The sequence below is a fragment of the Ruegeria sp. YTSA226 genome, assembly GCF_059609905.1.
In genome coordinates this window covers 123,166-147,957 of record NZ_JBXWMQ010000005.1, presented here as the reverse complement: position 1 = coordinate 147,957, position 24,792 = coordinate 123,166, and the positions used below count along the sequence as shown (strand labels likewise).

Here is a 24,792-nt window from a genome sequence, read left to right as displayed (position 1 = left end):
GTTACAAAGGCTATTCCTTGCCGGTATGGTCCTGATAGGGGCGCGCTTTGCGGCCTCTGTATTTCACGGTCAAATCCAGTGGTGCGTCGTTTTCGTCATAGATTCCAATAACCACCCCTCTGCCCCGACTATTGGTGCGCATATCGATCAGTTGCTGTTCGGAACGTGTTGTGCGCTGCGACGGGCGACGCGCCCAAGTGAACAGATGGTCATACATCTTGGCGATGATATCCGCGTGTTCAGCACTGTTGCCAAGGTCGGTTAGTTCATTCGGGTCGTTTTCAAGATCGAACAGCAGTGGCCGATGCCCGCCTTCGCAATGGATCAGCTTCCATTTCTTGTTGGCCACCATGAACATCACTGCATCCCGAACCGAGGCATTCAGCTTTTCCGCCATGGGCGAGGCGGAATAGTCATACTCACTGATTGCCACTTCCCGAGGTGTCTCGACCTGATGGCCACGCAAGATCGGCAACAAGGAGTGACCTTCCAGAATGTGACCCGACGCTTCGCCTCCGGCTATGTCCAAAAATGTTGGGGCGAGGTCGATGGACTCGACCAGCGCGTCGCTGACAGTGCCACGGGTTGCCTCAGCCTCGGGGGATGGGTCATAGATGATCAACGGCACCTTGACCGATGCGTCCTGGAAAAAGGTCTTCTCACCCATCCAGTGATCGCCCAGAAAATCCCCGTGGTCCGAGGTTAACACGATCATCGTGTCCTCCATCCGACCCGTCTTTTCCAGCCATGCGAACAGCCGGCCCATTTGGTCGTCGGCCTGCTTGATCAGACCCATATAAGCGGGGATCACGGCGTCGCGCACATCCTGCCGCGAGAACGCCTCGCCAACCTTGGTGTCCATGAATGCCCGGAGCACCGGATGGGCATTCCGGCGTTCCGCCTCAGACCGGACCACGGGCAGGATATGTTCCGGTCCGTACATTGAGGCATAGGGTTCCGGCACGACATAGGGCCAATGCGGTTTGATAAAGCTCAGGTGGCAGCACCAGGGGCCGTCATGGGTTTCCATGAATTCGATCCCGCGCCCGGTCAGATAGGGCGTTTCGCTGTCTTCCTCGGCAATATTCGCCGGCTGGGTAGAGTTCTTGAGAAACCAGCCCGACAGAACGTTGCCCTCAGCATCGAGACCAGAATTGGCGAAGTCATGCCAGGGGTTGTCGCTGTCATATCCTTTGGCCGATAGATATTTGTTGTATTCCTTGGCTCCGTCCGGGTCATAATACCCATCCGGCCCTTCGGGCAGCATTCCGTCATCACGCTCGAACACGTCGAACCCGCATTCGGCCACGCGCGCACCAATCAGACTGTCCGGTTCCAGCCCCAGCCGCGCCATGCCTTCAGCATCCGCGCGCATATGGGTTTTGCCCACCAGCCAACAGTCCATCCCGGCCTTGCGCAGATGATCACCCATGGTCATCTCACCCACTTTCAGCGGGATACCGTTCCAAGAAGCCCCATGCGAATGCACATAGCGCCCGGTATAGGTCGACATACGGGAGGAACCGCAAATAGGAGACTGAATATAGGCCCTGTCGAACCGCACACCACGCGCAGCCAAGCGGTCTATGTTGGGGGTGTGCAGATGCGGATGCCCGTAACAGCTCAGATAGTCCCAGCGCAGCTGGTCGAACATGATGAACAGGATGTTTCTTGCTTTGGCCAAATCTGCGCCCCCGTTATTCAGGGACCTGCTTAGCCAATTCCAACCGCCAAACGAAGCGCTAAGTTATTAGGCTTGCCGTTCCATCTGCTCAAGCATCTTTTGGGCGCGTTTGCACTGAAGCTTGTCGCGCAAGGGGCTGTTAGGGTCCACGTCCTTTTGGCAGACCACACATTTATCCGCACCCGAGATCGCATTCAGGCCACCGCAGCTGCCCTTGATGGTCTTACCCATCAACATTACACCCAGCGACATGCCAACCATGATGATCAGCAGCAGAATGAAGGCCAGAATAAAAGTGCTCATCTCAGCTCAACCCGTCAGTTGGTGCCCAACGCCTCTTTGAACGCTGTGCTGTGTACCGTGATATAGGCATCCTCACCGCCTGTCACATCCCGCGAGATGAAATACACGGCAAGTTTATGCGTCTCGGCAAGTTTCAAACCCTTTTCCTGACCCAAGGCCAACATCGCTGTCGCCCAAGCATCTGCCATCATAGCATTTTCGGCCAGTACCGTGACTGAAGTGGTCCGATGCGTGATCGGGCGGCCAGTAGTTGGGTCAATGATATGCGAATACCGCACACCATCTTGTTCAAAGAAATTCTTGTAGTCGCCCGAGGTCGCCATGCCCAAATCATCAAGCTGTACGATCAACTGCAGATTCTGCGCATCGGCCTGGGGTTTTTCGATCCCGATCCGCCAAGTCTCACCCTTGTCGTTATCGCCTCTTGTGACCAGATCGCCACCGATCTCGACCATATAGTCTTCAATCCCAGCCGTGCGCAGCGTTTCGGCCACGGCGTCGATGCCATACCCCTTGGCAATGGCGGACAGGTTAATGCCGACTCCGGCATCGGCCTTCGCCAAAGTTCCGGCATCGCGATCCAGTTGCAGCAATCTGGCCTGTCCGACCTTGCCCAAAGCCGCCTGGATGTCAGCATCTGCGGGCACCGGATCTTCCGGTTTGCGCGGACCAAAGCCCCACAGCTCGATCAGCGGGCCGAGAGTCACGTCGAATGTACCCCCGGATTTCTCGTGCACATCATTCGCGGCATCAAGCACCAGCGCAAATTCATCCGAAACGGCTACAGGTTCAGTGCTGCCCGAGTCCGAGAAGGTCGAAACCTCGGAATTCGGGTCCCAGTTCGACATCTTTGCGTTAACTTCGGCCAGCGTCTGTTCGACCGCACCCGCCAGCGCTTCTTCATCAACATCGACACCGATGGCCGTGATGTTGAAGGTCGTCCCCATCGTTTCGCCTGACAGGCGTACCACCTCGGGCTCTTTGTCGAACAAGCAGCCGGAAATAAGTGTGGCGACAGCCAGGACTGGCAAGAAACGCATATGGGTCCCTCCTGAGGAAAAGCGTGCCCGGCATATGACAGCGGCCCCAATCAGAGTCAAACCTGCATCAGGCTTTCAGCGGCAGGAAGCCTAGCGCCAACAAACCGATTCCGGCGGGCACCCCGAACAGCCATGCTTTCTTCTGCCATCCTGGAGCCTGCTGTTTCCAGGTCATGCGAAAATTATGGCCACAAACGACAACCGCAAAAAATATCAGCACGGCAACAGGGGGGGTCAGATAAAAGTTGGACAACGGGCCGGATTTCCTTGGTTTTTGGCAGATTTCCCCGGATTGGGCATTTGTACCCTATACAGGTCATATGGCTGCGGTAAGGTGAAAAGCAAAGCAAGAGGAGATTGCCCATGGCCCCAAGCTCTTACCAGCCACCGACACGCGGCGACAAGGCCGCGGCTGCCTCGCATAGCCAGTCGGTTGAATCGAACCTTTCTCATACACAGACAACAGTCGAAAAGCTGCTTGTTGGCAAAGGGGACGCGGTTTTTTCCGTGCGCCCGAAAGACACAATTCATTCGGTGGTGAATATCCTCAAGGAAAAGCGGATCGGCGCTGTGGTGGTGACAGATCAGAATGGTACGCTTCAGGGTATCCTGTCCGAGCGTGATATTGTGCGCCGTATGGCCGATACTCCGGGCCAGACCCTGCCCCAATCTGTCGAAGATCTGATGACCCGCAGCGTACAGACCTGCGCGCCCGAGGATCTGTTGAACGATGTGCTGAAAACCATGACGGAGGGGCGCTTTCGCCACATGCCCGTCCTCAGCGATGGCCATCTTCGTGGCGTGATCACGATCGGTGATGTCGTGCATTTCCGCCTCAAAGAGCTGGAGTATGAAGCCCTTCGCATGAAGCAGATGATCGTCGGTTGACAGCTATTCCGGCTGCTCGTCGGTTGCGATGAACCGGACCTCGCCGGCGCGAACATTAGTGGCGGTCAGCCTGCCACTGAAGAAGGCGCCGGTGTCGATCGAAACAACACCATTCTCAGCGCGGGGCTCTGACGTGATCGTATGACCATGGACAACCCACTGACCATCTTCGCGCATTTGCCGTGAAAAATTTGGGTGGCCCCACAGGCAAACCTGGCGTGTTTGGTCGTCCAAAGCCTTGCCCGGGTCCAGACCTGCGTGCACCACGGTAACGTTTCCGCTGGTCCAGGTCAGGGGACGGTCGTGCAGCCAAGACAGCAAATCATCGCCCATTGCGCGTCGCAATCTGTCAGCCACCGAGACAGCATCCGCACCAACCGTGTCTTCATCCACACCGGTAATTCCAAATGAGGCGAGCGTTTGTAGGCCACCGTTTTGCAGCCAAAGCCTGCCGACCCGTTTTGGGTCATCGGTGAACCGCAACAGCATCTCCTCGTGATTACCCAGCAGGCAAATGAAATCATTGCCTCGGACCCGGCTAAGGTGCCGTAACTGGTGCAGCACCTGGGCGCTGTAATTGCCACGATCAATGTAGTCCCCGACAAAGATTGTGGGGCAATCTGGATCCAGCCTTGCCAGCAAAGTCTGCAACAGATCCAATCGCCCGTGGATATCCCCAACGGCATAAAACCTCTGGTCAGGCGCGATGTCAGAAACTGAATTCTGTGCCGCCTGAGGTTTTTTCCACCTGGTTTTGATCCAATCCCACACCATCGCAATTTCCTACCCTGACTGGCGGGCAACAACAATCCGCAAGTGAATTCGGGTTCCGGATTGCCCCAATGGCGCGGTTTGTGGGAAAATCCCCTTGACCTTGAGGGGCTGAAAGTATCCCTGATGTTTCAAACGGTTTTGGTTTGGGTTGAGGGTTAAATGAAGCGCGTATTAGTCACAGGCACAGCAGGGTTCATCGGTTTTCACCTGGCAAAACTACTACTGGCCGAGGGGTTTCAGGTTCACGGCTACGATGGGATGACGGATTATTACGACGTCTCGCTCAAGCAGCGCCGCCATCAGATGCTCTTGCAATCCCCTGGGTTTTCCGCAACCGAGGATCTTTTGGAAAACTACGACCAGCTTGCAAAGGTCGCTGAGGAGTTCCAGCCCGAAGTGATCGTGCATCTCGCGGCGCAGGCTGGTGTCCGCTATAGCCTTGAGGACCCGCGCAGCTATATCAATTCCAACGTGGTCGGCACGTTCAACGTCATGGAAATCGCGCGCGAGCATAAGGTAGACCACCTTCTGATGGCTTCGACATCCTCGGTTTATGGCGCCAACGAGGTCATGCCCTTTACTGAGGTCGAAAAGGCCGACACACCGCTGACGATTTACGCCGCAACCAAAAAGGCAAACGAGGCGATGGGCCATTCCTATGCTCATTTGTGGAACCTGCCCACGACCATGTTTCGGTTCTTCACCGTGTATGGAACCTGGGGGCGACCCGATCTTGCGCTCTACAAATTTGTGGACGCCATCCTGGATGACCGCCCGATCGATATCTATAACCACGGCGACATGTATCGGGATTTCACCAATGTCGAAGACCTTGTCCGCGGTATCCGACTGCTGATCGACGTCCCTCCGGTGCGGCCGGACAGCGCAGATGAGATTGAAGAAGGTGACAGCCTGTCGCCGGCGGCGCCCTGGCGCGTGGTGAATATCGGCAATGGCGACAAAGTGCGGCTGATGGATTTTATCGAAGCCATTGAGGAAGCTATCGGCAAGAAAGCCATCCGCAATTACATGCCTATGCAGATGGGTGATGTTCCTGCCACTTGGGCGAATAGTGATCTGCTGCAAAAGCTGACCGGCTATCGTCCGCAGACAAATTTCAAAGATGGAATCGCCCAGTTTGTCGAATGGTTCCGCGACTATCATGGTAAGTGACGCATATGCTTGAAACCGACCCCAATTCCCGAAAGATTGCTGTGATCGGGCTGGGTTATGTCGGCCTGCCCCTGGCCGTGGCCTTCGGCAAAATTGGCAAGGTGATCGGATTTGACATCAATGCGGCGCGGGTCGAGGCACTACGCGCTGGCGTAGATGCAACGCATGAGGTTGAGCCACATGACCTGAGCGCGGCGGGCGGCCTGAAATTCACAACCAACCCCTCGGAGATTGCCGATTGCGATACCTATGTCGTAACCGTCCCCACGCCGATCACCGCAGGTAAGCAGCCTGATTTAGCCCCCCTTCTGGCTGCGTCGGAAACAGTTGGCCACGTATTGAAATCCGGTGATTTGGTGATCTACGAATCCACCGTCTATCCCGGCGCAACCGAAGAAGATTGCGTTCCGGTGCTGGAACGCGCCTCGGGCCTGACTTTCAACACGGATTTCTTTGCAGGCTACAGCCCCGAGCGGATCAACCCCGGTGACAAGACCCACCGTATCGCGGACATCTGCAAAGTCACCGCTGGTTCAACCCCGCAGGTCGCTGATCTAGTTGACGCGCTCTATGCCCGGATCATCACCGCTGGAACCTACAAGGCCGAAAGCATCCGCGTGGCTGAGGCCGCGAAGGTGATCGAAAACACCCAGCGCGACCTGAATATCGCTCTGGTGAACGAGTTGGCGATGATCTTCGGTCGCATGGGCATCGATACCGAGGCTGTGCTGCGCGCAGCCGAAACCAAATGGAACTTCCTGCCCTTCCGCCCCGGTCTGGTCGGCGGGCATTGCATCGGCGTGGATCCTTACTACCTGACGCACAAGGCCGAGGCCGTGGGCCATCACCCGCAGATCATCCTTGCAGGGCGGCGCCTGAATGACAGGATGGGCAGCTATGTGGTGTCGCAACTGGTCAAACGTATGACCCGTTGCGGTATCAATGTTGGCGCCGCCCGTGTTCTGGTGATGGGCCTGACGTTCAAGGAAAACTGCCCCGACCTGCGCAACACCCGTGTCGTCGACATTATCGAAGAATTGCAAAGCTATGGCATCAGCGTCGATGTCCACGACCCTCATGCCGACCCCAAAGCCGCGCAAGAAGAATACGACCTGGCCCTGATCGACCAACCTGAGCCAGGGCTCTATGACGGGGTCGTCCTGGCCGTCGCGCATGCGGAATATCGGGCACTCGATCCTTTGCAGTTTCGAGCCTATGGCAAAGAAAACAGCGTAGTCTTCGACATCAAATCCTGCCTGCCACGCGAGGCAAGCGACCTGCGCCTGTAATCGAACCAAAAGACCTAAAATGAAACCGGCGCCACAGGGCGCCGGATAACTGATTACCCGCCGAAATCGTCGAGCATGATATCTTCGCGGTCCACACCCAGATCCAGCAGCATGTTGATGACCGACTGGTTCATGATCGGCGGTCCGCACATGTAGAACTCGCAATCCTCGGGTGCCGGGTGGTTCTTGAGGTATTCGTCGAACAGCACGTTATGGATAAAGCCGGTATAGCCTTTCCAGTCATCCTCGGGCTGGGCATCCGACAGGGCGACATGCCATTCGAAATTGTCGAACTCTTCCGCGAGACTGTCGAAATCCTCGACAAAGAACATCTCTTTCTTGGACCGGGCACCGTACCAGAAGGTGATCTTACGGTCGCGATTCTCAAGCCGTTTGAGCTGGTCGAAAATATGGCTGCGCATGGGCGCCATACCAGCACCACCACCGATGAACACCATCTCTCTTCCGGTCTCGCGGGCGAAGAATTCACCGAATGGACCCGAGATCGTGACCTTGTCACCCGGTTTCAGGTTGAAGATATACGACGACATCTGGCCCGCCGGTATCCCTTCGGAACCCGGAGGCGGTGAGGCAACCCGGACGTTCAGCATGATCATGCCCTTTTCGTCCGGATAGTTGGCCATGGAATAGGCGCGTTCGATGGGTTCGGCAACGACCGAGTCGTATTGCCACAGATTGAAGCGATCCCAATCTTCGCGATATTCCTCCTCGACATCGAAATCAGTGTATTTCAGCGCATGGGCGGGGGCTTCGATCTGGATATAGCCACCAGCGCGGAAATTCACATCCTCACCTTCGGGCAGGTCCAGCGTCAGCGCTTTGATAAAGGTGGCAACGTTTTCGTTCGACCTAACCGTGCATTCCCATTTCTTGACGCCAAAGACCTCTTCGGGGACCTCGATATCCATGTCTTGTTTAACTGCAACCTGACAAGACAGACGGTCGCCACAAGCGGCCTCGCGCTTGGTGATATGGCTTTCTTCGGTCGGCAGGATCGAGCCACCGCCGGAATGGACGCGTACGCGGCATTGTGCGCAGGTCCCGCCGCCGCCACAGGCCGATGGCACGAACAGTTTCTCAGCTGCCAGGGTTTGCAACAGCTTGCCGCCGGCGGGCACGGACACGGTTTTCTCACCATTGATGGTGATGTTGACATTGCCCGTCGACACCAACCGCGACCGGGCGGCCATGATAAGGGCGACAAGCGCCAGAACGATCAGCGTGAAAAGAACGACGCCTAGGCTAAAGGTTTCCATTGCCGCCCCCTTACAATTTCACGCCCGAGAAGGACATGAAGGCCATCGCCATCAGACCCGCGGTGATAAAGGTGATCCCCAGACCCTGCAGGCCATCAGGAATGTCCGAATATTTCAGCTTTTCGCGCACCCCCGCCATAGCGGTAATCGCCAGCGCCCAGCCAAAGCCGGAGGACAGACCATAGGTCGTGGCCTCGGCAAAGTTATAATCCCGCTCGACCATGAACAGCGAGCCACCCAGGATGGCGCAGTTCACCGTGATCAGCGGCAGAAAAATACCCAGCGCGTTGTAGAGCGGGGGGAAATACTTGTCCAAGACCATCTCGAGGATCTGAACCATCGCGGCTATCACGCCGATATACGAGATCAGGCCAAGGAAGGTCAGGTCCACATCCGGGAACCCGGCCCAGGCCAGCGCGCCCGGCTTCAGCAGATAGGTCAGCAACAGGTTGTTGGCGGGAACGGTGATCGCCTGCACGACCATGACCGAGATCCCAAGACCCAGCGCGGTCGAGATCTTCTTGGACACGGCGATGAAGGTACACATGCCAAGAAAGAAGCTGAGCGCAAGGTTTTCGACAAAGATGGCCTTTACGGCCAGTGAGATAAGCCCTTCCATCAGTGCGCCTCTACCTGCTGGATTTTGTATTCACGTTCTTCGACCTGGTTCGGCTTCCATGTACGGAAGGCCCAGATGATCAGGCCGATGATGAAGAACGCCGAAGGTGGCAACAGCAGCATACCGTTGGGTACGTACCAGCCGCCATTGTTCACAGTCTGCAAGATGGTGACACCGAACAGCGACCCGGCCCCCAACAGCTCGCGGATAAAGCCGACTAGCAGCAGGATCAGCCCATAGCCCATGCCGTTGCCAACACCGTCGATAAAAGATGCTATCGGGGGGTTCTTCATCGCAAATGCCTCGGCACGGCCCATCACGATACAGTTTGTGATAATCAGCCCAACGAAAACCGACAGGGTTTTCGAAATCTGGAAGGCATAGGCCTTGAGAACCTGATCCACCAGGATCACCAGCGACGCGATGATCACCATCTGAACGATGATCCGGATTGAGCCGGGTATCTGGTTGCGCAACATCGAAATGAACATCGACGAGAAGGCGGTCACGAAGGTCACAGCCAGCGCCATTACAAAGGCCACCTGCAACGAAGAAGTCACGGCCAGCGCGGAACAGATGCCCAGGACCTGCAGCGTGATCGGGTTATTGTCGACAAGCGGGTCGACCAGCATCTCTTTCTTGGTCTGAGACATCAAAACTCTCCTGCTTGCAGTTTGGCCAGGAACCGGGCGTAGCCCGCGTCACCCATCCAGAATTTCACCAGGTTATCGACACCAACCGAGGTCAGAGTGGCCCCAGCAAGCGCGTCGACATAGAAATCGGGACCGGCGGCGGGCTGCGACTTGGCGACGGTAATCTGCAGCTCGCCTGCATCGTCGCGCAATTTCTTGCCATTCCACAGACCTTTCCATCGCGGGTTGTCCACCTCGGCGCCAAGGCCGGGGGTCTCACCATGCTGATAGAACTGCAGGCCGTAGATGTCGTTGCCGTTACTTTCTAGAGCGATAAAACCATAGAGCGTCGACCACAGGCCATAACCATGCAGCGGCAGGATCACTTTGTCTAAATCGCCCGCATCATCGCGCAACAGATAGATCACTCGGTACTTGGCCTGACGACCAATACCCGCCGGGTCAGTGTCCAATGCTACGCTGAGTTCAGGATCACTTGCAGCAGCCTGGTCATCAAAGGTTGCCGGTTCGAACTGATCGTCGACAAATTCGCCGGTGGCAAGCTCGAGCACATGCGGCTCGAACGCAGCGAAGGCTTCGGTCACATCTATGCCCGGCTCGAAGACACCAGCCACCTGCAAAACGTTAACCTGTTTGTCCTTCAGCGCGTTGGCTTCTTGCACCGGGCGCAGGCTGACCGCAGCGGCGGAGACCACCATCGAGGCAACAAGACAGACAGCAACGGCGACGAAGATCGTCTTGCCAACCGAATCCGGCGAGGCGGCCAGAAAGCGAGCCAATGCGCCCTTGGGTTCTTGAGGTTGCGGATCAGACATGGCGACGCGCCCTCCGTTTGATATTGGCCTGCACGACGAAATAGTCGATCAGCGGTGCAAAGACATTGCCGAACAGGATGGCCAGCATCATGCCTTCGGGGAAGGCCGGATTGATCACGCGTATCATCACAACCATCACTCCGATCAAGGCGCCATAGATATAGCGGCCCAGGTTGGTGTGGCTGGCGGAAACCGGTTCGGTCACCATGAAGGCCAGGCCAAATGCATACCCACCCAGAACCACATGCCAATACCACGGCATCGCGAACATCGGGTTGGTATCCGACCCGATCAGGTTCAGCAGCAGAGTAAATCCGATGGTCCCGGCCAGACAGCCAACGATCAGGCGGTAATTGGCAATCTTGGTCATCAGCAGGAAGGCCATACCAATCAAGCAGGCCAAGGTCGAGGTCTCGCCAAAGCTGCCCTGAATGGTGCCGTAAAAAGCGCTGGACCATGTGATCCCTTCGGCAGCAAGAGCCTGTACGCCCTCGGCCGCTGACACCGCCAGCGCGGTTGCACCCGAGAACCCGTCAACCGGGGTCCAGACCGAGTCCCCCGACATCTGCGCAGGATAAGCGAAGTACAAAAACGCACGACCAACCAGCGCGGGGTTAAGGAAGTTCTTGCCGGTGCCGCCAAATACCTCTTTGCCGATCACCACACCGAAGATAATGCCCAAAGCCACCTGCCACAAGGGTGTAGTGGCCGGCATAATCAGAGTGTAAAGCATTGATGTTACGAGGAAACCTTCGTTCACCTCATGACCGCGCACGGTGGCAAAGATGACCTCGAATATGCCGCCTGCGACCAGTGTGACGATGTAGATAGGCAGAAAATACATCAACCCGTGCATCACATTTGCAAAGACACTGCTGGGGTCCAGCGAGATACCAAACATCTGCAGCAGAGCGATGCGCCAACCGGCGGCAGAGTCCGGCCCGAGGCTGGCGATGGACGAGTTGGCCTGATAGCCGGTGTTCCACATCCCCCAAAGGATACAGGGAATGGTCGCGATCACGACATAGGTCATGATCCGCTTCATATCCACGTAAGACCGCGCATGCGGGGCCACAGAGGTCACGGTTTTCGGAGTGTAGATAAAGCTTTCGACCATCTCGTAGATGGGGAAATACTTTTCGTACTTGCCGCCCTTGGTAAAGTTCGGCTCGATCCGATCGAAGAAGCTGCGCAAACCCATTTGGATCAGCCCTCCTTTTCAATCTTGTTCAGGCAGTCGCGCAACGCCAGCCCGTATTCATATTTTGCCGGACAGGCAAAGCCGACAAGGCCCAGATCCTCTTCGTCCAACTCTAGCGCGCCCAGAGCTTGCGCAGTATCGGTGTCCATCACCAGTAGTGCCCGCAGCAGTTGCGTCGGCAGATAGTCCTGCGGCATCAGCTCTTCGAACGTACCCGTGGGCACCATGGCGCGGCGCCCCCCATTCAGATTCGAGCTGAGCGCGTACAGCTTTTTGGCGAAAGCAGAACCCAGCACCGGCTGAACCGCAAATTTCGAAGGCATCGGGCGGATCCAACCCATCGGAATCTGGTCGTGGTCCTCACGGATGATGGTCATCTGCCTTGCAAAACGCCCCAGATAAGCCGTTGGGCCATCCGCATGCTGACCAGATAGGATCGAGCCCGAAATGATCCGTGCCGTGCCCTCCACATCAATCTCATCCCTGGTCAGGTCTTCGGTCGACGCTCCCATCACCGTACGGATCAGGCGCGGCTGACGGGCACCCGGGCCAGTCAGGGCGATCACCAGATTAGGGTCCAGATGGCCCGTCTGCATCAGGCGGCCAATGGCGATGACATCCTGATACCCGATGGTCCAGACCTGCTTTTCGCCCGCAAGCGGTTCGAGGAAATGGATGTGGGTTCCGGCCAAACCCGCAGGATGCGGACCAGAGAATGCCGCCGCCTCTACGTCTGGCAGATCGCTACCCGGAACTGAAGCACCGTCCTGCTGGCACAAATAGGTTTTGCCCTCGGTCAGCTTGGATACGGCTACCAGACCATCCGCAAATGCTTTGCCCGCGTCATTGATGATGAGTTCTGCATCTCCGGCCAGTGGCTCGCTATCCATGGCGGTGACGAAAATCGCTGCTGGCTTGGTGCCCGGAACTGGTATCTTGGAATAGGGACGCGTACGGAAAGCGGTCCACAGCCCCGCGGCGCATAGCTTGGCGGTAACACCCTCGGCGCTGTCCGCATCACCAACACCCGAGAAATCGATACCCGTGTCGTTGGCATCCGCAACCTCGATCACAACGCTTTGCAAAACCCGGCGCGCACCACGGTTGATGGCAACGATCTTACCACTTAGCGGGGCGACCATCATCGCCTCGGGTGCGTCCTTGTGACAGAAAAGCGGAGTGCCACGTTGAACGTCATCCCCCTCCTGAACCAGCATTCGCGGTTTCAAGCCAAGGTAATCGCCCCCCAAAACCCCAACAGTCTTGAATTCTGGACCCGGATGGATGGTTTGTTCCGGTGCGCCTTGCACCGGCAGCTCCAACCCTTTTTTCAGTTTGAAAGTTTGCATGTCGCTACGGTCTTCCAAGCCTCTTTACCTGTGCCGGCTGAGCCAACACCTATCTAGTGTCAGACAATAACGCGAGAATTCCAAGCAGTCGTCGCAAAAGCGTCGAATTGCGACTGAAATCCGCGGCCGTCCCTCTGATTGTGGCCCCTTTACGCGGGGATGATACCAAAAGCAAACCTGTAACCGTCAAAATTCCCTCACGGTATTCACTTTCTTGTATCACTTTCGCTGAAATTGCCTGTCGCGCCCCGATCATGTCCAGTGTAAGCACCCTTGATGGAACAAACGAACGATCTGGAAATTTTTCTGGTAGCAACGCCCGGACTAGAGGCGCCGCTGCATGCCGAGGCCACCGAACAGGGATTCGCCGATGCTAAGGTCATTGCTGGTGGCGTGGTTTGTCGGGGCGGGTGGCCCGAAGTATGGCGTGCCAACCTTTTCCTTCGGGGCGCAAATAAAGTTCTGGTTCGGATTGGCAGCTTTCCCGCTGTCCATCTGGCACAACTGGACAAACGCGCCAGAAAATTTCCGTGGTCAGATTTCCTGCGCCCGGAAGTGCCGGCAAAAGTCGAGGCGACAAGCCGCAAATCGCGCATTTATCATGCGGGTGCCGCGCGCCAAAGGATCGAACGAGCGCTGGCCGAGACACTGGGGACTCCAATCTCGACAGATGCAGCCCTGCGCGTGCTTTTGCGGATTGAGAAAGATATCTGCACATTCTCGATCGACACCTCCGGAGAGCCCCTGCACAAGCGAGGTCACAAGACTTCCGTCGCCAAGGCCCCCATGCGCGAGACAATGGCGGCCATGTTCCTGCGCGAATGTGGCTATCACGGGACCGAACCGGTGCTGGATCCCATGTGCGGGTCGGGCACTTTCGTCATCGAGGCTGCCGAGATCTCATTGGGCCTGCTTCCCGGTCGCACGCGTAATTTTGCATTCGAAAGCCTAAGGAGTTTTGATCCCGACATCTGGTCCGACATGCGCGCTGGGTCAGAACCCCCTGCCCCCGAGGTTCAGTTCTTCGGCTCCGACAGGAATGCAGGCGCGATCGAGGCCGCAAAAGCCAACGCGGAACAAGCCGGTGTTTCGACCAATACAACATTTCATTGCCACTCCGTCAGCGATCTGAAGCCCCCGCAAGGTGCTGAGGGGTTAGTGATCGTAAACCCCCCTTATGGCGCCCGGATAGGCGATGAAAAACGGCTGCGATCCTTGTATGGGAGTTTCGGCAAGGTTCTGATGTCACGCTTCAAAGGCTGGCGCGTTGGCATCGTAACAAGCACCCCATCCCTGGCCCATGCCACGCGCCTTCCTTTGCTTCCGGCAGGGCCGGTAGTGGATCACGGCGGCACAAAAATCCGACTTTATCGCACTGACCGCCTGGTCTGACATGGGTCTAATCGCGGGGATTTTGAGCCTGTCCAAAGCCTGTTATTAATCACAAACCAGACCCAGAATCCCTCTTGCACATCCAAACCCTCAGGTATAAATCACCCGCCACGGTCGGAGTGTAGCTCAGCCTGGTAGAGCACTGTCTTCGGGAGGCAGGGGTCGGAGGTTCGAATCCTCTCACTCCGACCAATAAAGCAAGGTTTCAACTGCAAAGATTTTTTGCTGTTTGACCAATAAACCTACTTTTCCGCACAATTTGGTTCGAGGATTCACTGCATGAATCCAAGGTGATAGCTGTGTGGTATGAACTGCTTTACTCCCACGAAGTCAAAATGACGAACTGGTTGGCCTACAATGAAGCGTTGAAACGGCTCGGCGCAAGGAATGAGGCCCTGCGCGCCTCTAGAAACCTCTGTCGCGCCATCAGGTAAAATTGAGACAACGAGCATCGCTGGAGGCGCGTCGAGGGCAAGATAAATTGTATCAAATTGCTCGGCCGGTGCTTGGTGGTTTGCGACTTCAACCAGCAAGTCACAGAGTTACTGGCCCCTATCGACATCCTGAACGGTTACACAGCGAACGACATACAAATCACAAAGCGCGCAGGATATATTTGCCTACGCCCGTGGGCGGCGGCGATCATGCAGCTGTCATGAGAATGTTGATCAAGACTTCAAAGCTCCGCGATGTTGATATCCGTCGCGTGTGCGAAGTGGCACACCATGTCCTGGGCGTCGTCATTCCAGCGCCCGCGCACGCCCCTGAGGCTCTTTCGCCGAAGGTGAGATAGGCCCCAAGATCAGGTCCGTAATTAACTGTGGTCGATGAACAGGAACCGGTTTCTCTGTATCGCTGGCTTCTGGAAAACAACCTGTAACCGCAAGCCTTGTTTCTTGGTGGCTCTGCCAAATCTGTCGCTCTGTCTGGCGTAATAGTCGTATTTAGCTTTCGCAATTTTTGATTATTGCTGATCATCAGGGTGAATTTGATGTATTCTTGCTGAATGTGCTGGGAATTGACCAGGAGAACGACCCAAACAAAGCGCTTATACAAAATTAGAAGCGACTAGGGAGGAATTTGATGATGTACTATAGGCTAAAGGCGGTCAGGGGCTGTCGGATAATGATAGCTGCGCTGTTTTCTACTCTCTCTTTGAGTAATGCGATGGCGCAAAGTAACTCTGAGAGCGAAACCACAATCCCAGAGCCCGGGCCGTCCATCACCTTCACATCCTGGACCGGCCCTTACATGCGAAGTCAGATGCTTGGGTTTGTGCGCCCTTATGAGCAAGCCAAAAACGCTGATGTGCATGTTGCACATTACAATGGTGGCATCTCGGAAATCCGCGATCAGGTCGAAAGCGCAAATGTGATTTGGGATGTGGTCGACCTTACGCAAGCAGATTCACTTCGCGCCTGCGAAGAGGGCTTGCTGGAGAACATATCTGACATAGAACTGCCTGATGGCGTCGATGGCACACCATTTCGAGAGGATTTTGTCGAAGGTGCCCTGAATGATTGTGGCGTAGGAGTCATCGTATGGGGCACCGCATATGCGTATAACAATTCTCAATTCGCAGAAACGCCTCCATCAACCATTTCGGATTTCTTCGACACAGAAACCTATCCTGGGCCACGTGCCATCCGAAATGATCCGACAGTGATCATGGAATGGGCCCTTATGGCCGACGGCGTAGCCCGCGATGATGTGTATCCAACGCTCGAAACCGAAGAAGGTGTTGAGCGCGCGCTGAAAAAGATGGACGACATAAAAACCGGCCTGCAAATCTGGGAAACCGGGCGTGAACCCGTACGTCTGCTGAACTCTGGCGACATTGCGATGTCATCGATCTGGGCCACTACCGGTGCAACGGCCGCCCAGGAAGACGGTTCCGATTTTACGGTCAACATGGACGGCCGTGTGATTGAGCTGGATCTGTTCGGAATACCAAAAGGAAGCCAGAATAAAGAAGAAGCCATTGATTTTATTCGCTTTGCTAGCAGCTCAAATTCGCTGGCCGATATGGTCGGGTACCTGCCAAATGGTCCAACCCGAAAATCTTCGATGACACTCCTGTCAGACGACGTTTTGGAGCGCATCCCGAACGGTCCGGCGTATGAAGACAATCTTTACATTCTGTCGGACGCCGAGTGGTGGGCCACCAACCACGGGCGCCTGGAAGAGGCGTTCCAGTCCTGGCTCGCAACCTCCGCCCGTCAGGGCGCTGCGGGTTCAACACGGTAAGCCGAAACAACAGGTCTAAGAGGTGCAAAATGAGTGATCAATCAACACAGAAACCTGACAATCTTGTAGCAAAGAGCGGCTTGTTCAAAGGTATGAATCCGACGATGGGTATCGCTTCGATGGTGATGATATTGGGGTTTGTGTTTTTCACGATCCGTGATGTTGAAGCTTCAAGTGCGATCTTTGCGACAGGTAAAGACTTCATCATCGGTAGCCTGGACTGGTTCTATGTACTGGTCGTTAACGCGGCACTGTTTTTCGTAATTTGGCTTATGATCAGCCGGTTCGGACACGTGAAGCTGGGCAAGGATGATGACGAGCCAGATTTTTCAACGTTTTCATGGATTTGCATGCTGTTTAGTGCGGGCTTGGGATCTGGTCTGATCTATTGGGGTGTTGCAGAGCCAATGTTCCATATCCAAGGCAGCCCATTCCTTGAGCGGGCGGGAATTGAACCAGGTTCGGTTGACGCCGCGGTTTCTGCGGTAACGATCACGAATTTCCACTGGGGTTTCCACGGTTGGGCCCTTTATGTGCTGGTTGGCCTCTGCCTTGCATATTTCTCGTACCGCCATGGGCTTCCTCTGACTTTGCGCACCGCTCTTTATCCTGTGCTGAAGGAACGAATCTACGGTCCCTGGGGTCATCTCGTCGATCTGATTGGCGTATTTGGTACAATCTTTGGCCTCGCAACCTCATTGGGGTTGGGCGTCACACCAATAGCCGCCGGTCTTGAGGATCTTGGCTGGATGGCAAACACCCAGACAAATCAGTTGATCCTCGTCGCAATCATCACCTGTCTTGGCACGGCTTCTGCTGCATCAGGTGTTGGCAAAGGCGTTCGTATCTTGTCTGAAGCCAACGTTATGGCAAGTGTTGGCCTGCTGCTCCTGTTCATCATTCTGGGACCAACGGCATTCCTGTTGGGCATAACCATATCCGGATTTGGAGATTACCTCTGGACGGTGATACCCATGGGTTTCTGGATCAACGGTGAGCCCGAAAACCAATGGCAGAGCTGGTGGACGATCTTTTACTGGGGCTGGTGGATCGCATGGTGCCCGTTTGTTGGACTGTTCATTGCGCGGGTATCAAAGGGGCGGACGATCAAGCAATTCTGCTATTGCGTTCTTCTTATTCCAACCTCAGTCGTGATGCTCTGGATGGGTGTCTTTGGTGGCGCAGCAGCCGGGGTCGATCTGTTCTACGACGCAGGTGTCGTCGAGGCGGTCAACAATGACTACGCCGCTGGCGTATTCCAAACGGTCAAAGGATTTGGCTACACATGGTTGGTGTACCCGATCACAGTGTTGATTACGGTTCTGCTGATTTCGTGGTTTGTCACGTCTTCTGACTCGGGGACACTCGTGATGTGCACAATGCTGTCGATGGGTGACGAGCATCCGCCAATCAAGTTCCGTGTATTTTGGGGTATTACCGCAGGCGTTGTTGCCGGTGTCCTAATGCTGGCCGGTGGGTTGAGCGCGCTACAGACAGCGTCCATCGTCGCAGGGCTACCAATCGCTGTGATCTTGTTGTTCATGATCTATGGTATTGTCTCGTCGCTTCACGCTGAGCATCCAGTGCCCGATGTTGAGGATAAGTACGAAATGGAGTTCCTCAACAGATAGGCAGCCATTGTGGTTCAATTTGTCGAGAGGCAGTTACATCTGCCTCTCGACAATTACAGACATGGGTTTCGACCTGTCCGCGAAGCTTTTCTCGTTCTGATGTGAAGTTTGCCAAACTTTCTGGGAGCAAACGAATACGAAAGAACCTCTGCCTAATGGTTTCCACCAGCATCTCTGCTACCCGCGTGGTACAGCAACTGGATAGGCTTGTCGGCTCTCCATGGTGAGCCTCTCACACAATCTCGACCCGTGAACCAAAGGTACATTGTGGGGGATAGTCCGATCCTGGTCGTGATGGAGCGGTTTCTTTCGCCCATGCCTTCCATTGTCCCTTAAAGGTAATGCCCAAAGCCAAAAAACCAGGTTCGGAATGGAATGCAGGCTAAGTCTTCCGCCGTTTCGGGACAGAATCGCCACCTTTTGTAGATTTGGCCGCTGCGACTCGCGCTCGGTTCTTCTTGCTGCTTGACTTACCTTTGGGTGGAGGTGGACCCTTTGATGCTGTTCGGGCAGATTTGATATCGCCGCCTTTGGCTTCAGATTTACCGCCCTTACGTGCCTTTGGCTTTGCACCAACCGGTTTGAACAAGGCATCTGCCTCGTCTTTCGAAGCACGCTGGCGTTCTACTTTGGCTGATTTGACGGCCCTTGTGGAACGTTCTGCAGGGCTGGAAGGTGCCCGGCCCTCGGGTTCAGGCTTGCGACGTCCATAGGTTGCAGTGCCGCTCCGTTCGGTCGGAGTCGTATCTCGTTTGCTCGTAATCGGTTTGCCTTTTTGCTTTCCGATGGGCTTGGTCCGGCCAGTTGCAGCAAAGTCCGGTGCCGTGTCCAGACGCACGAGATTCTTGACCTTTTCGATCTTCATCTCGGGCCCAACGGCTGTCAGAAACCCTTCGACGCTGGGCTCACGGATCTCGAAATAGGTCACATCATCGGCAATCCGGATGGCCCCAATGTCATCCTTCGTCAGATTGCCTGACTTGCAGATCATCGGCAGCATATAACGCGGCGACGCATTTTGATTGCGCCCCTCGGACAGCGAAAACCAGACGCTGGGGCCAAAGGCCGCGCGCGGTTTCTGGCTTTGCTGATCGACCGTCGACAACTCTTCTGGCGCGGAATGACGCAGCTTGTACTGCCGCAGGTAAGCTGCTGCAATCTGCTCAGGGGTAAAGCTTTCTACCATTTTCTGAACTGCTGCGCGTTCACTTTCCGTGATCTCTGCTTGCCAGTCATCTGATGCGAACATTCTCACCTGATCGCGTTCGGTCACCTCTTCGGCTGACGGGGCTGTCCCCCAATCGGCGGTCAGCTTGGCGAATTTCAGAATACGTTCCGCCTTTTTCCGCGACGCGGGTGCAACCACTAGTGCGCTGACACCCTTGCGCCCGGCCCGGCCTGTTCGACCCGAGCGGTGCAGCAGTGTTTCATGGCTGTTTGGCAGTTCCGCATGGACCACCAAATCAAGGTTAGGCAAATCAATACCGCGGGCGGCAACATCCGTTGCCACACAGACCCTGGCACGCCCATCGCGCATGGCCTGCAAGGCGTTCGAGCGTTCGCTCTGGGTCAATTCTCCGGATAGGGCGACGACCGAAAAGCCCCGGTTTGACAGGCGCGCTGTCAGACGTGACACCATCGCGCGGGTATTGCAGAACACGATGGCGTTCGGCGCCTCATAATAGCGCAACACATTGATAATTGCATTCTCGCCGTCGCGCGGGCCGACCAACATAGCACGATAATCGATATCGGCGTGCTGCGTCTTTTCGCTGACGGTGCTCACACGTTCTGCATCGCGCTGATACCGTGTCGCCAAATTGGCAATCGCACGTGGGACAGTGGCAGAAAACAGCAAAGTCTGACGGTCTGATGGTGTTTCATCCAGAATGAATTCCAGGTCCTCTCGGAACCCGAGATCCAACATCTCATCGGCCTCATCAAGAACCACGGCGCGAATGGCCGTCAGGTCGATCGAGCCCCGCATGATATGATCCCGCAGCCGTCCCGGAGTGGCGACAACAATATGCGCGCCACGTGCCAAGGCACGACGTTCGTCCCGGATGTCCATGCCCCCAACGCAAGACGCCAAAAACGCGCCCGCATCGGCAAACAACCAACTCAGTTCACGCTTTACCTGCAGCGCCAGTTCCCTTGTAGGTGCAACAACCAGTGCCAGCGGCGCGCCTGCGGTCTCGAATGTCTCAGCGTCACCCAAAAGTCGCGGCGCAATCGCCAGGCCAAACCCGATGGTTTTTCCCGATCCGGTTTGGGCCGAAACCAGCATGTCCTTCCCCTCCAGTTCGGGCCGGGTTACAGCCTGCTGAACTTGGGTTAAGGTGTCATAGCCCTTGCGAGCCAGCGCATTTGCAATGGTTTGTTTCACAGCGGTGGTTCTTTTCATCGGTCAGGAGATGGGATTGTGCGGTATTGCAATCAATGCATCATCCATGGGTAAAGACAGCCCCTTAACGAGTGTCTTGACTATTGTATAGCCACGAACCGGGACAGATGCGCTGAAAATCCCGTATCCTGTCCGTACTGCTCCCTTTCAGTAGCGGCTTGAGACCCTCGCCGCTTTCGGTTCAATTTGTTGAGACGCGGCAGAAGCGCAGGCTTGGGATAGTCAAAACAGGCGTTTTTCTGTAGAGCTTTCAACCGTCTGTAAACCCGCTGTCCCTGTCGGGCTGGCGGTCAACGTGACTACTCCTTCGGGAAATCTACTACAAGCAGTCGGATTCGATGGCTTCTACGACCACGTTATCTTCGAATTTAGGGCATGACGTTGAGCCAATGGCGCGGTCCCTCTTGCGTCTATGCAGACGCCAGCCGTTTCATTGCGCTCATGAGAGGCATAGCCCGCACACCTCCCTGCCCCTGCACTTCCTTGTCGTTGGCATAGACAAGGATGCGCTCTGAGGCGTCCAATTCTTCTGTCGCGATGTGAAACCCACGCGTGACCTTCGCTGATGTCGTCCGCTTGATCTCTATGGCCCAGAGGCCGCCGCGGGGAAGTTTCAACATCAAATCCACCTCAGCCCCTGCTGAAGAGCGATAGAAGCTTGCTTCTGTTCCGCGCGGTGCCGCGGCGATCAGGTTTTCGATGCAGAACCCTTCCCAACTACCGCCGACAACCGGATGCCCAAGCAGGTCTTCCGGTGTTTCGATCCCAAGAAGCGCATGGGCCAACCCGGAATCGCGAATATAAACCTTGGGAGATTTGACCAAACGTTTTCCGGCATTGGAATGCCATGGCTGCAAACGGCGCACCAGCATCAGGTCGACCAGCAAATCAAGATAGCGGGCAACGCTCTGGCCCGATACGCCAAGGTTTCCCGCGAGTTTCGCCGCATTGAGTAACCCGCCTTGCTCATGGGCAAGCATTGTCCAGAACCGGCGCAATGTTTCCGCCGGGATGCGCAACCCAAAAGCCGGAACATCGCGTTCCAGATAGGTGCGGATGAAATCCTCGCGCCATGCCAGGCTGGTTTTGTCGTTCTTGGCAAGGAAGCTATCTGGAAACCCACCCCGCAACCACAGCGCAGAGATCGAGTCCGCTCCGGTTTCCGACAAAATGAAAGGCGTCAGCTCGTGATAGCTGACCCGGCCAGCCAAAGATTCTGCGCTTTGGTGCAAAAGCGTGTTCGAGGCCGACCCCAGCAGCAGGAATTGCCCAGTCCGATACCCTTGTCTTCGTCGTCGGTCAATCTGACCGCGTAATGCCTTAAACAGGCCGGGCATAAGCTGAACTTCATCGATCACCACCAGGCGCCCAACCTGCTCGTCGAGATAGAGGTCTGGTTCTTCGAGCACCTGGCGATCAGCAGATCTCTCCATATCAAGATAGACAGCGTCACGGCTTTCAGCGATATCCTGCGCGAGGGTTGTCTTCCCAACTTGCCGCGGCCCAAGCAGGACTACACCCGCCTGGTTCTCGAGAGAGTCTTCAACTGACTTCCTATCACCGCGCTTGATCATACCTTGCATTTATCCCATTTGATGGAAGATTTACAAGGATAAAATTCCAAATTACTGTCCAGTGAAACCCTATCGTCTCGGCCCTTCACCCCAGAACCATGACACGCAAGTCTGGACCTTAGGTCGAGCATAATCGTGGAAAGCTGCGTCCCATTTGATCAAGAGAAAATAGAACCTGAGTACGTTCTTCTTTCTTAACTATTAAATTTGAAGAGTCCTCTTTGCATCCCTCAATTTCATTTCCATTGCCCTGAAGGGCGAAGCCAACTAGGTACTTGCCGCGCACAAACCCCTAAGAATCTGCGAAAAATCAAATCGCAGAAAGGACCAGGATCATGACCATACCAGCAATCAAAAACGCTGACACAGGCACGCTGGCTGGCTCGGGAATGCATATTCTGGTCGATCATTACGGCAGCCTATACCTAACCGACGTAATGCACATCGAAGAGGCACTGACCCGCGCGGCGCGGGAGGCTGGCGCAACGATACTGTCGGGCAAGTTCCACAAATTTGGCGGGCATGGCGGTGTGACCGGAGTGTTGTTGCTGGCAGAATCCCATATCTCGATCCACACTTGGCCGGAAAATGATTATGCCGCCATCGACATCTTCATGTGTGGCACAACGCAACCGGACAAAGCGGTCGCATATCTTGAGAAGTACATGCGCCCTGCCCGAGTTGAAATTACGCGCGTCAACCGCGGTTTACCGGAACCAGTAGTCCCAACCGTCTAAGTAATATCCCATCAGTGCATGCGATTGCAGTGTATTAGGTTCGGCATCGACCCGGTCGGTATCACCGCCAAAAATCTGTGCCGCGCGCCAAACATCATCGTCGAGATAGCTCAACCCATCCGGCAGTTCGATTCTACGGTCGGTCAATGGTTCAAATGTAGCCAGAACAAACCCCCATTCGCCGAAGCTCGGCACGTAGCTGTGATAGGGAACCGCCTGCAGTCCCCGCCCGGGTCTTTGCGGATTGCGGCTGCTCTCAATCGTTTCGGCCACCGACCAAAAGGCCTGCCGAGCAAAGAACGTTGATCCGGCCTGAGTGACAAAGACCCCCTGCCCGCTTAGCCGTTCGGCCAGCAAGCCGTAGAATTGCTTGGTGTATAACCGGGACAAGGCGATGGATTTGGGGTCTGGCAGATCAATGATCACCACGTCGTAAATCTGGGTTTCCCGCTCCAGAAACCTCCAGGCGTCTTCATTGACAACCGTCACGCGCGAGTCGCTGAGAGCATTGTCGTTCAGCTTGGACAGATCTGGATGGTCGCGAAACAACTGCGTCACACGCGGATCAAGATCCACCAGCGTCACGGACTGCACCTCGGGATAGCGCAGCACCTCGCGCGCGGCCATGCCGTCTCCACCCCCTAGGATCAGAATGTCACGCGCGCGCGGCGCAAGGGCCATGGCCGGATGCACCAGTGGCTCGTGATAGCGGTGTTCGTCAAGGGAATCGAACTGGATCGAATGATCCAGAAACAGGCGCACCCGGTCGCGGTACCGGGTGACGGTGATCTGCTGATACGACGTGGCCTCGGACAGGATGACATCATCTTCGAACAGTTCGGCCTCGGCGACCGAGACCAGCCGTTCGGACTGCCACAGTGCGCCCAGTGTTGCCACAAAGGCCACCGCCCAAACCGCAACCTGGACTCGCGTGGCCCATTCCCGAAACACCAACAGAGACAGGCCTGCGACGGCAAGGTTCAACCCTCCAAAGGCCAGGCTGGCCGACATCAGTCCCAGATATGGGATTACCAGCAGTGGAAAAGCCAGCGAGGCAACCAGCGCACCGATGTAGTCGACGCTCAGCACGTTTTCAAAGCGGAACTTCAACGCCCCAATCTGTTCCAGAACACGGGCGATCAAAGGGATCTCCATCCCCGACAGGATACCAATGGCAATCAAGGCGCCGTACAGCGGCAGGGCCACCTGCCCCATCCACGCGTAGTTCAGAAACAACACCGGCGCCAAAAATCCGCCGACAATGCCCAATAGGATCTGAGCCCAGACAAATCCGGAAAACGCATCCGAGACAAAGCGCGATAGCCAGGCCCCGACCCCCATTGCTGACAGAAAGATACCAATCACCAGCGAGAACTGGCGGACGGAGTCCCCCAGCAGATAACTGGAGAGTGTGGCTGCAATCAGCTCATAGATCAGACCGGCGACGGCCACCAGAAAGGTGGCCAGCAACAACCACGCGGCGCGCGCCTCAACCGCGCGGGGCGGGGTCATGACAAGATGACAGCCGCAATGATGATGGAAACTGCTACAAACAGCAGCCCGATCAGGATCGCCAACGCGATGTTCTGATCTTTTTCGATCTCGTGCACGACCGAGAAGGGTGTCATCCAGTCGATCACCTTCCACACGACCCACATCAGCGTCACGCCCAGAAGGGTGTAGAAGATTGTGCTGATGATTTCTGCAATCTGAATTGCTGCTATATAATCCATTGATTCCTC

General features: G+C 55.8%; 22 protein-coding genes and 1 tRNA gene. 8 read left to right on the top strand and 15 right to left on the bottom strand.

Annotated features, from left to right (window positions below):
- Nucleotides 1-10: 10 nt before the first annotated feature.
- From AC2FFF_RS09735 to AC2FFF_RS09725, 3 genes are all read right to left on the bottom strand, one after another.
- A complete protein-coding gene (locus AC2FFF_RS09735; protein WP_281972908.1) occupies nt 11-1,684 on the bottom strand; it encodes a sulfatase-like hydrolase/transferase in 1,674 nt (557 codons plus the stop codon).
- Between the two features lie 66 nt (nt 1,685-1,750).
- Nucleotides 1,751-1,987 carry a (Na+)-NQR maturation NqrM gene (gene nqrM, locus AC2FFF_RS09730; protein WP_271948901.1) on the bottom strand — a complete coding sequence of 79 codons (237 nt, stop codon included), beginning with the start codon at nt 1,985-1,987 and terminating at the stop codon, nt 1,751-1,753.
- Between the two features lie 14 nt (nt 1,988-2,001).
- Nucleotides 2,002-3,027 carry an FAD:protein FMN transferase gene (locus tag AC2FFF_RS09725; protein WP_281972907.1) on the bottom strand — a complete coding sequence of 342 codons (1,026 nt, stop codon included), beginning with the start codon at nt 3,025-3,027 and terminating at the stop codon, nt 2,002-2,004.
- Nucleotides 3,028-3,390: 363 nt separating this feature from the next.
- On the opposite strand from AC2FFF_RS09725, the gene AC2FFF_RS09720 reads away from it, so the two are divergent.
- A complete protein-coding gene (locus AC2FFF_RS09720; protein ID WP_142636370.1) occupies nt 3,391-3,915 on the top strand; it encodes a CBS domain-containing protein in 525 nt (174 codons plus the stop codon).
- Between the two features lie 3 nt (nt 3,916-3,918).
- Here AC2FFF_RS09720 and AC2FFF_RS09715 read toward each other — a convergent pair whose 3' ends face one another.
- Nucleotides 3,919-4,689: a metallophosphoesterase family protein gene (locus AC2FFF_RS09715; protein WP_281972906.1), complete on the bottom strand. Its 771-nt coding sequence runs from the start codon at nt 4,687-4,689 to the stop codon at nt 3,919-3,921.
- 159 nt (nt 4,690-4,848) lie between these two features.
- Between AC2FFF_RS09715 and AC2FFF_RS09710 the strand changes: the two genes are divergently transcribed.
- Nucleotides 4,849-5,862 carry a GDP-mannose 4,6-dehydratase gene (locus tag AC2FFF_RS09710; protein ID WP_271948911.1) on the top strand — a complete coding sequence of 338 codons (1,014 nt, stop codon included), beginning with the start codon at nt 4,849-4,851 and terminating at the stop codon, nt 5,860-5,862.
- A gap of 5 nt (nt 5,863-5,867) precedes the next feature.
- Nucleotides 5,868-7,151 carry a Vi polysaccharide biosynthesis UDP-N-acetylglucosamine C-6 dehydrogenase TviB gene (gene tviB, locus AC2FFF_RS09705; protein WP_281972905.1) on the top strand — a complete coding sequence of 428 codons (1,284 nt, stop codon included), beginning with the start codon at nt 5,868-5,870 and terminating at the stop codon, nt 7,149-7,151.
- Between the two features lie 53 nt (nt 7,152-7,204).
- Here the strand turns inward: tviB and nqrF are convergent, their stop codons facing one another.
- Genes nqrF through AC2FFF_RS09675 form a run of 6 tightly spaced genes read right to left on the bottom strand, consistent with a single transcriptional unit; the run spans nt 7,205 to nt 13,065 of the window.
- A complete protein-coding gene (gene nqrF, locus AC2FFF_RS09700; RefSeq protein WP_281972904.1) occupies nt 7,205-8,428 on the bottom strand; it encodes an NADH:ubiquinone reductase (Na(+)-transporting) subunit F in 1,224 nt (407 codons plus the stop codon).
- A gap of 10 nt (nt 8,429-8,438) precedes the next feature.
- Nucleotides 8,439-9,047 (bottom strand): NADH:ubiquinone reductase (Na(+)-transporting) subunit E, encoded by a 609-nt coding sequence (nqrE, locus tag AC2FFF_RS09695; protein ID WP_142636377.1) that lies wholly within the window; start codon nt 9,045-9,047, stop codon nt 8,439-8,441.
- Nucleotides 9,047-9,700: an NADH:ubiquinone reductase (Na(+)-transporting) subunit D gene (locus tag AC2FFF_RS09690; protein ID WP_142636378.1), complete on the bottom strand. Its 654-nt coding sequence runs from the start codon at nt 9,698-9,700 to the stop codon at nt 9,047-9,049. The genes nqrE and AC2FFF_RS09690 overlap by 1 nt, the downstream gene beginning before the upstream one ends.
- Nucleotides 9,700-10,515, bottom strand: a complete 816-nt coding sequence (locus AC2FFF_RS09685; RefSeq protein ID WP_281972903.1) for a Na(+)-translocating NADH-quinone reductase subunit C — start codon at nt 10,513-10,515, stop codon at nt 9,700-9,702. The genes AC2FFF_RS09690 and AC2FFF_RS09685 overlap by 1 nt, the downstream gene beginning before the upstream one ends.
- Nucleotides 10,508-11,716 carry an NADH:ubiquinone reductase (Na(+)-transporting) subunit B gene (locus AC2FFF_RS09680; RefSeq protein WP_281972902.1) on the bottom strand — a complete coding sequence of 403 codons (1,209 nt, stop codon included), beginning with the start codon at nt 11,714-11,716 and terminating at the stop codon, nt 10,508-10,510. The genes AC2FFF_RS09685 and AC2FFF_RS09680 overlap by 8 nt, the downstream gene beginning before the upstream one ends.
- Nucleotides 11,717-11,721: 5 nt before the next feature.
- On the bottom strand, nt 11,722-13,065 hold the full coding sequence (locus AC2FFF_RS09675) for a Na(+)-translocating NADH-quinone reductase subunit A (RefSeq protein ID WP_142636384.1): 1,344 nt from the start codon (nt 13,063-13,065) through the stop codon (nt 11,722-11,724).
- A 276-nt stretch (nt 13,066-13,341) separates the two neighbouring features.
- Here AC2FFF_RS09675 and AC2FFF_RS09670 point away from each other — a divergent pair, with 276 nt between their 5' ends.
- The gene (locus AC2FFF_RS09670; RefSeq protein WP_281972901.1) at nt 13,342-14,457 is read left to right on the top strand and encodes a THUMP domain-containing class I SAM-dependent RNA methyltransferase; all 1,116 of its coding nucleotides are present in this window, start codon (nt 13,342-13,344) and stop codon (nt 14,455-14,457) included.
- A 115-nt stretch (nt 14,458-14,572) separates the two neighbouring features.
- Nucleotides 14,573-14,649, top strand: a tRNA-Pro gene (locus AC2FFF_RS09665).
- A gap of 80 nt (nt 14,650-14,729) precedes the next feature.
- Here the strand turns inward: AC2FFF_RS09665 and AC2FFF_RS09660 are convergent.
- Nucleotides 14,730-14,990, bottom strand: a complete 261-nt coding sequence (locus tag AC2FFF_RS09660) for a hypothetical protein (protein WP_282027197.1) — start codon at nt 14,988-14,990, stop codon at nt 14,730-14,732.
- Between the two features lie 634 nt (nt 14,991-15,624).
- Between AC2FFF_RS09660 and AC2FFF_RS09655 the strand changes: the two genes are divergently transcribed.
- Together AC2FFF_RS09655 and AC2FFF_RS09650 are read left to right on the top strand one after the other, a co-directional pair.
- The gene (locus AC2FFF_RS09655; RefSeq protein ID WP_271948936.1) at nt 15,625-16,704 is read left to right on the top strand and encodes an extracellular solute-binding protein; all 1,080 of its coding nucleotides are present in this window, start codon (nt 15,625-15,627) and stop codon (nt 16,702-16,704) included.
- A 29-nt stretch (nt 16,705-16,733) separates the two neighbouring features.
- Nucleotides 16,734-18,335 (top strand): BCCT family transporter, encoded by a 1,602-nt coding sequence (locus AC2FFF_RS09650; RefSeq protein WP_271948938.1) that lies wholly within the window; start codon nt 16,734-16,736, stop codon nt 18,333-18,335.
- A gap of 382 nt (nt 18,336-18,717) precedes the next feature.
- Here AC2FFF_RS09650 and AC2FFF_RS09645 read toward each other — a convergent pair whose 3' ends face one another.
- Together AC2FFF_RS09645 and AC2FFF_RS09640 are read right to left on the bottom strand one after the other, a co-directional pair.
- Nucleotides 18,718-20,739, bottom strand: coding sequence for a DEAD/DEAH box helicase (locus tag AC2FFF_RS09645; RefSeq protein ID WP_281972900.1), 2,022 nt, complete (start codon nt 20,737-20,739; stop codon nt 18,718-18,720).
- 410 nt (nt 20,740-21,149) lie between these two features.
- Entirely contained in the window at nt 21,150-22,313 is a 1,164-nt protein-coding gene (locus AC2FFF_RS09640; RefSeq protein ID WP_281972899.1) for an ATP-binding protein, read from the bottom strand.
- A 335-nt stretch (nt 22,314-22,648) separates the two neighbouring features.
- On the opposite strand from AC2FFF_RS09640, the gene speD reads away from it, so the two are divergent.
- Entirely contained in the window at nt 22,649-23,050 is a 402-nt protein-coding gene (gene speD, locus AC2FFF_RS09635) for an adenosylmethionine decarboxylase (protein ID WP_281972898.1), read from the top strand.
- Here speD and AC2FFF_RS09630 read toward each other — a convergent pair.
- On the bottom strand, nt 23,021-24,562 hold the full coding sequence (locus AC2FFF_RS09630; protein WP_281972897.1) for a polyamine aminopropyltransferase: 1,542 nt from the start codon (nt 24,560-24,562) through the stop codon (nt 23,021-23,023). The genes speD and AC2FFF_RS09630 overlap by 30 nt on opposite strands.
- Nucleotides 24,559-24,783 (bottom strand): DUF350 domain-containing protein, encoded by a 225-nt coding sequence (locus tag AC2FFF_RS09625; protein WP_142636390.1) that lies wholly within the window; start codon nt 24,781-24,783, stop codon nt 24,559-24,561. Before AC2FFF_RS09625 ends, AC2FFF_RS09630 begins: the two co-directional genes overlap by 4 nt.
- Between the last annotated feature and the right edge of the window lie 9 nt (nt 24,784-24,792).

What these genes read in the sequence shown, in the direction of transcription:
- nqrM (WP_271948901.1), bottom strand. Translation starts at nt 1,987, where the DNA reads ATGAGCACTTTTATTCTGGCCTTCATTCTGCTGCTGATCATCATGGTT.
- AC2FFF_RS09725 (WP_281972907.1), bottom strand. Translation starts at nt 3,027, where the DNA reads ATGCGTTTCTTGCCAGTCCTGGCTGTCGCCACACTTATTTCCGGCTGC.
- AC2FFF_RS09720 (WP_142636370.1), top strand. Translation starts at nt 3,391, where the DNA reads ATGGCCCCAAGCTCTTACCAGCCACCGACACGCGGCGACAAGGCCGCG.
- AC2FFF_RS09715 (WP_281972906.1), bottom strand. Translation starts at nt 4,689, where the DNA reads ATGGTGTGGGATTGGATCAAAACCAGGTGGAAAAAACCTCAGGCGGCA.
- AC2FFF_RS09710 (WP_271948911.1), top strand. Translation starts at nt 4,849, where the DNA reads ATGAAGCGCGTATTAGTCACAGGCACAGCAGGGTTCATCGGTTTTCAC.
- tviB (WP_281972905.1), top strand. Translation starts at nt 5,868, where the DNA reads ATGCTTGAAACCGACCCCAATTCCCGAAAGATTGCTGTGATCGGGCTG.
- nqrF (WP_281972904.1), bottom strand. Translation starts at nt 8,428, where the DNA reads ATGGAAACCTTTAGCCTAGGCGTCGTTCTTTTCACGCTGATCGTTCTG.
- nqrE (WP_142636377.1), bottom strand. Translation starts at nt 9,047, where the DNA reads ATGGAAGGGCTTATCTCACTGGCCGTAAAGGCCATCTTTGTCGAAAAC.
- AC2FFF_RS09690 (WP_142636378.1), bottom strand. Translation starts at nt 9,700, where the DNA reads ATGTCTCAGACCAAGAAAGAGATGCTGGTCGACCCGCTTGTCGACAAT.
- AC2FFF_RS09685 (WP_281972903.1), bottom strand. Translation starts at nt 10,515, where the DNA reads ATGTCTGATCCGCAACCTCAAGAACCCAAGGGCGCATTGGCTCGCTTT.
- AC2FFF_RS09680 (WP_281972902.1), bottom strand. Translation starts at nt 11,716, where the DNA reads ATGGGTTTGCGCAGCTTCTTCGATCGGATCGAGCCGAACTTTACCAAG.
- AC2FFF_RS09675 (WP_142636384.1), bottom strand. Translation starts at nt 13,065, where the DNA reads ATGCAAACTTTCAAACTGAAAAAAGGGTTGGAGCTGCCGGTGCAAGGC.
- AC2FFF_RS09670 (WP_281972901.1), top strand. Translation starts at nt 13,342, where the DNA reads ATGGAACAAACGAACGATCTGGAAATTTTTCTGGTAGCAACGCCCGGA.
- AC2FFF_RS09655 (WP_271948936.1), top strand. Translation starts at nt 15,625, where the DNA reads ATGGCGCAAAGTAACTCTGAGAGCGAAACCACAATCCCAGAGCCCGGG.
- AC2FFF_RS09650 (WP_271948938.1), top strand. Translation starts at nt 16,734, where the DNA reads ATGAGTGATCAATCAACACAGAAACCTGACAATCTTGTAGCAAAGAGC.
- AC2FFF_RS09645 (WP_281972900.1), bottom strand. Translation starts at nt 20,739, where the DNA reads ATGAAAAGAACCACCGCTGTGAAACAAACCATTGCAAATGCGCTGGCT.
- AC2FFF_RS09640 (WP_281972899.1), bottom strand. Translation starts at nt 22,313, where the DNA reads ATGATCAAGCGCGGTGATAGGAAGTCAGTTGAAGACTCTCTCGAGAAC.
- speD (WP_281972898.1), top strand. Translation starts at nt 22,649, where the DNA reads ATGACCATACCAGCAATCAAAAACGCTGACACAGGCACGCTGGCTGGC.
- AC2FFF_RS09630 (WP_281972897.1), bottom strand. Translation starts at nt 24,562, where the DNA reads ATGACCCCGCCCCGCGCGGTTGAGGCGCGCGCCGCGTGGTTGTTGCTG.
- AC2FFF_RS09625 (WP_142636390.1), bottom strand. Translation starts at nt 24,783, where the DNA reads ATGGATTATATAGCAGCAATTCAGATTGCAGAAATCATCAGCACAATC.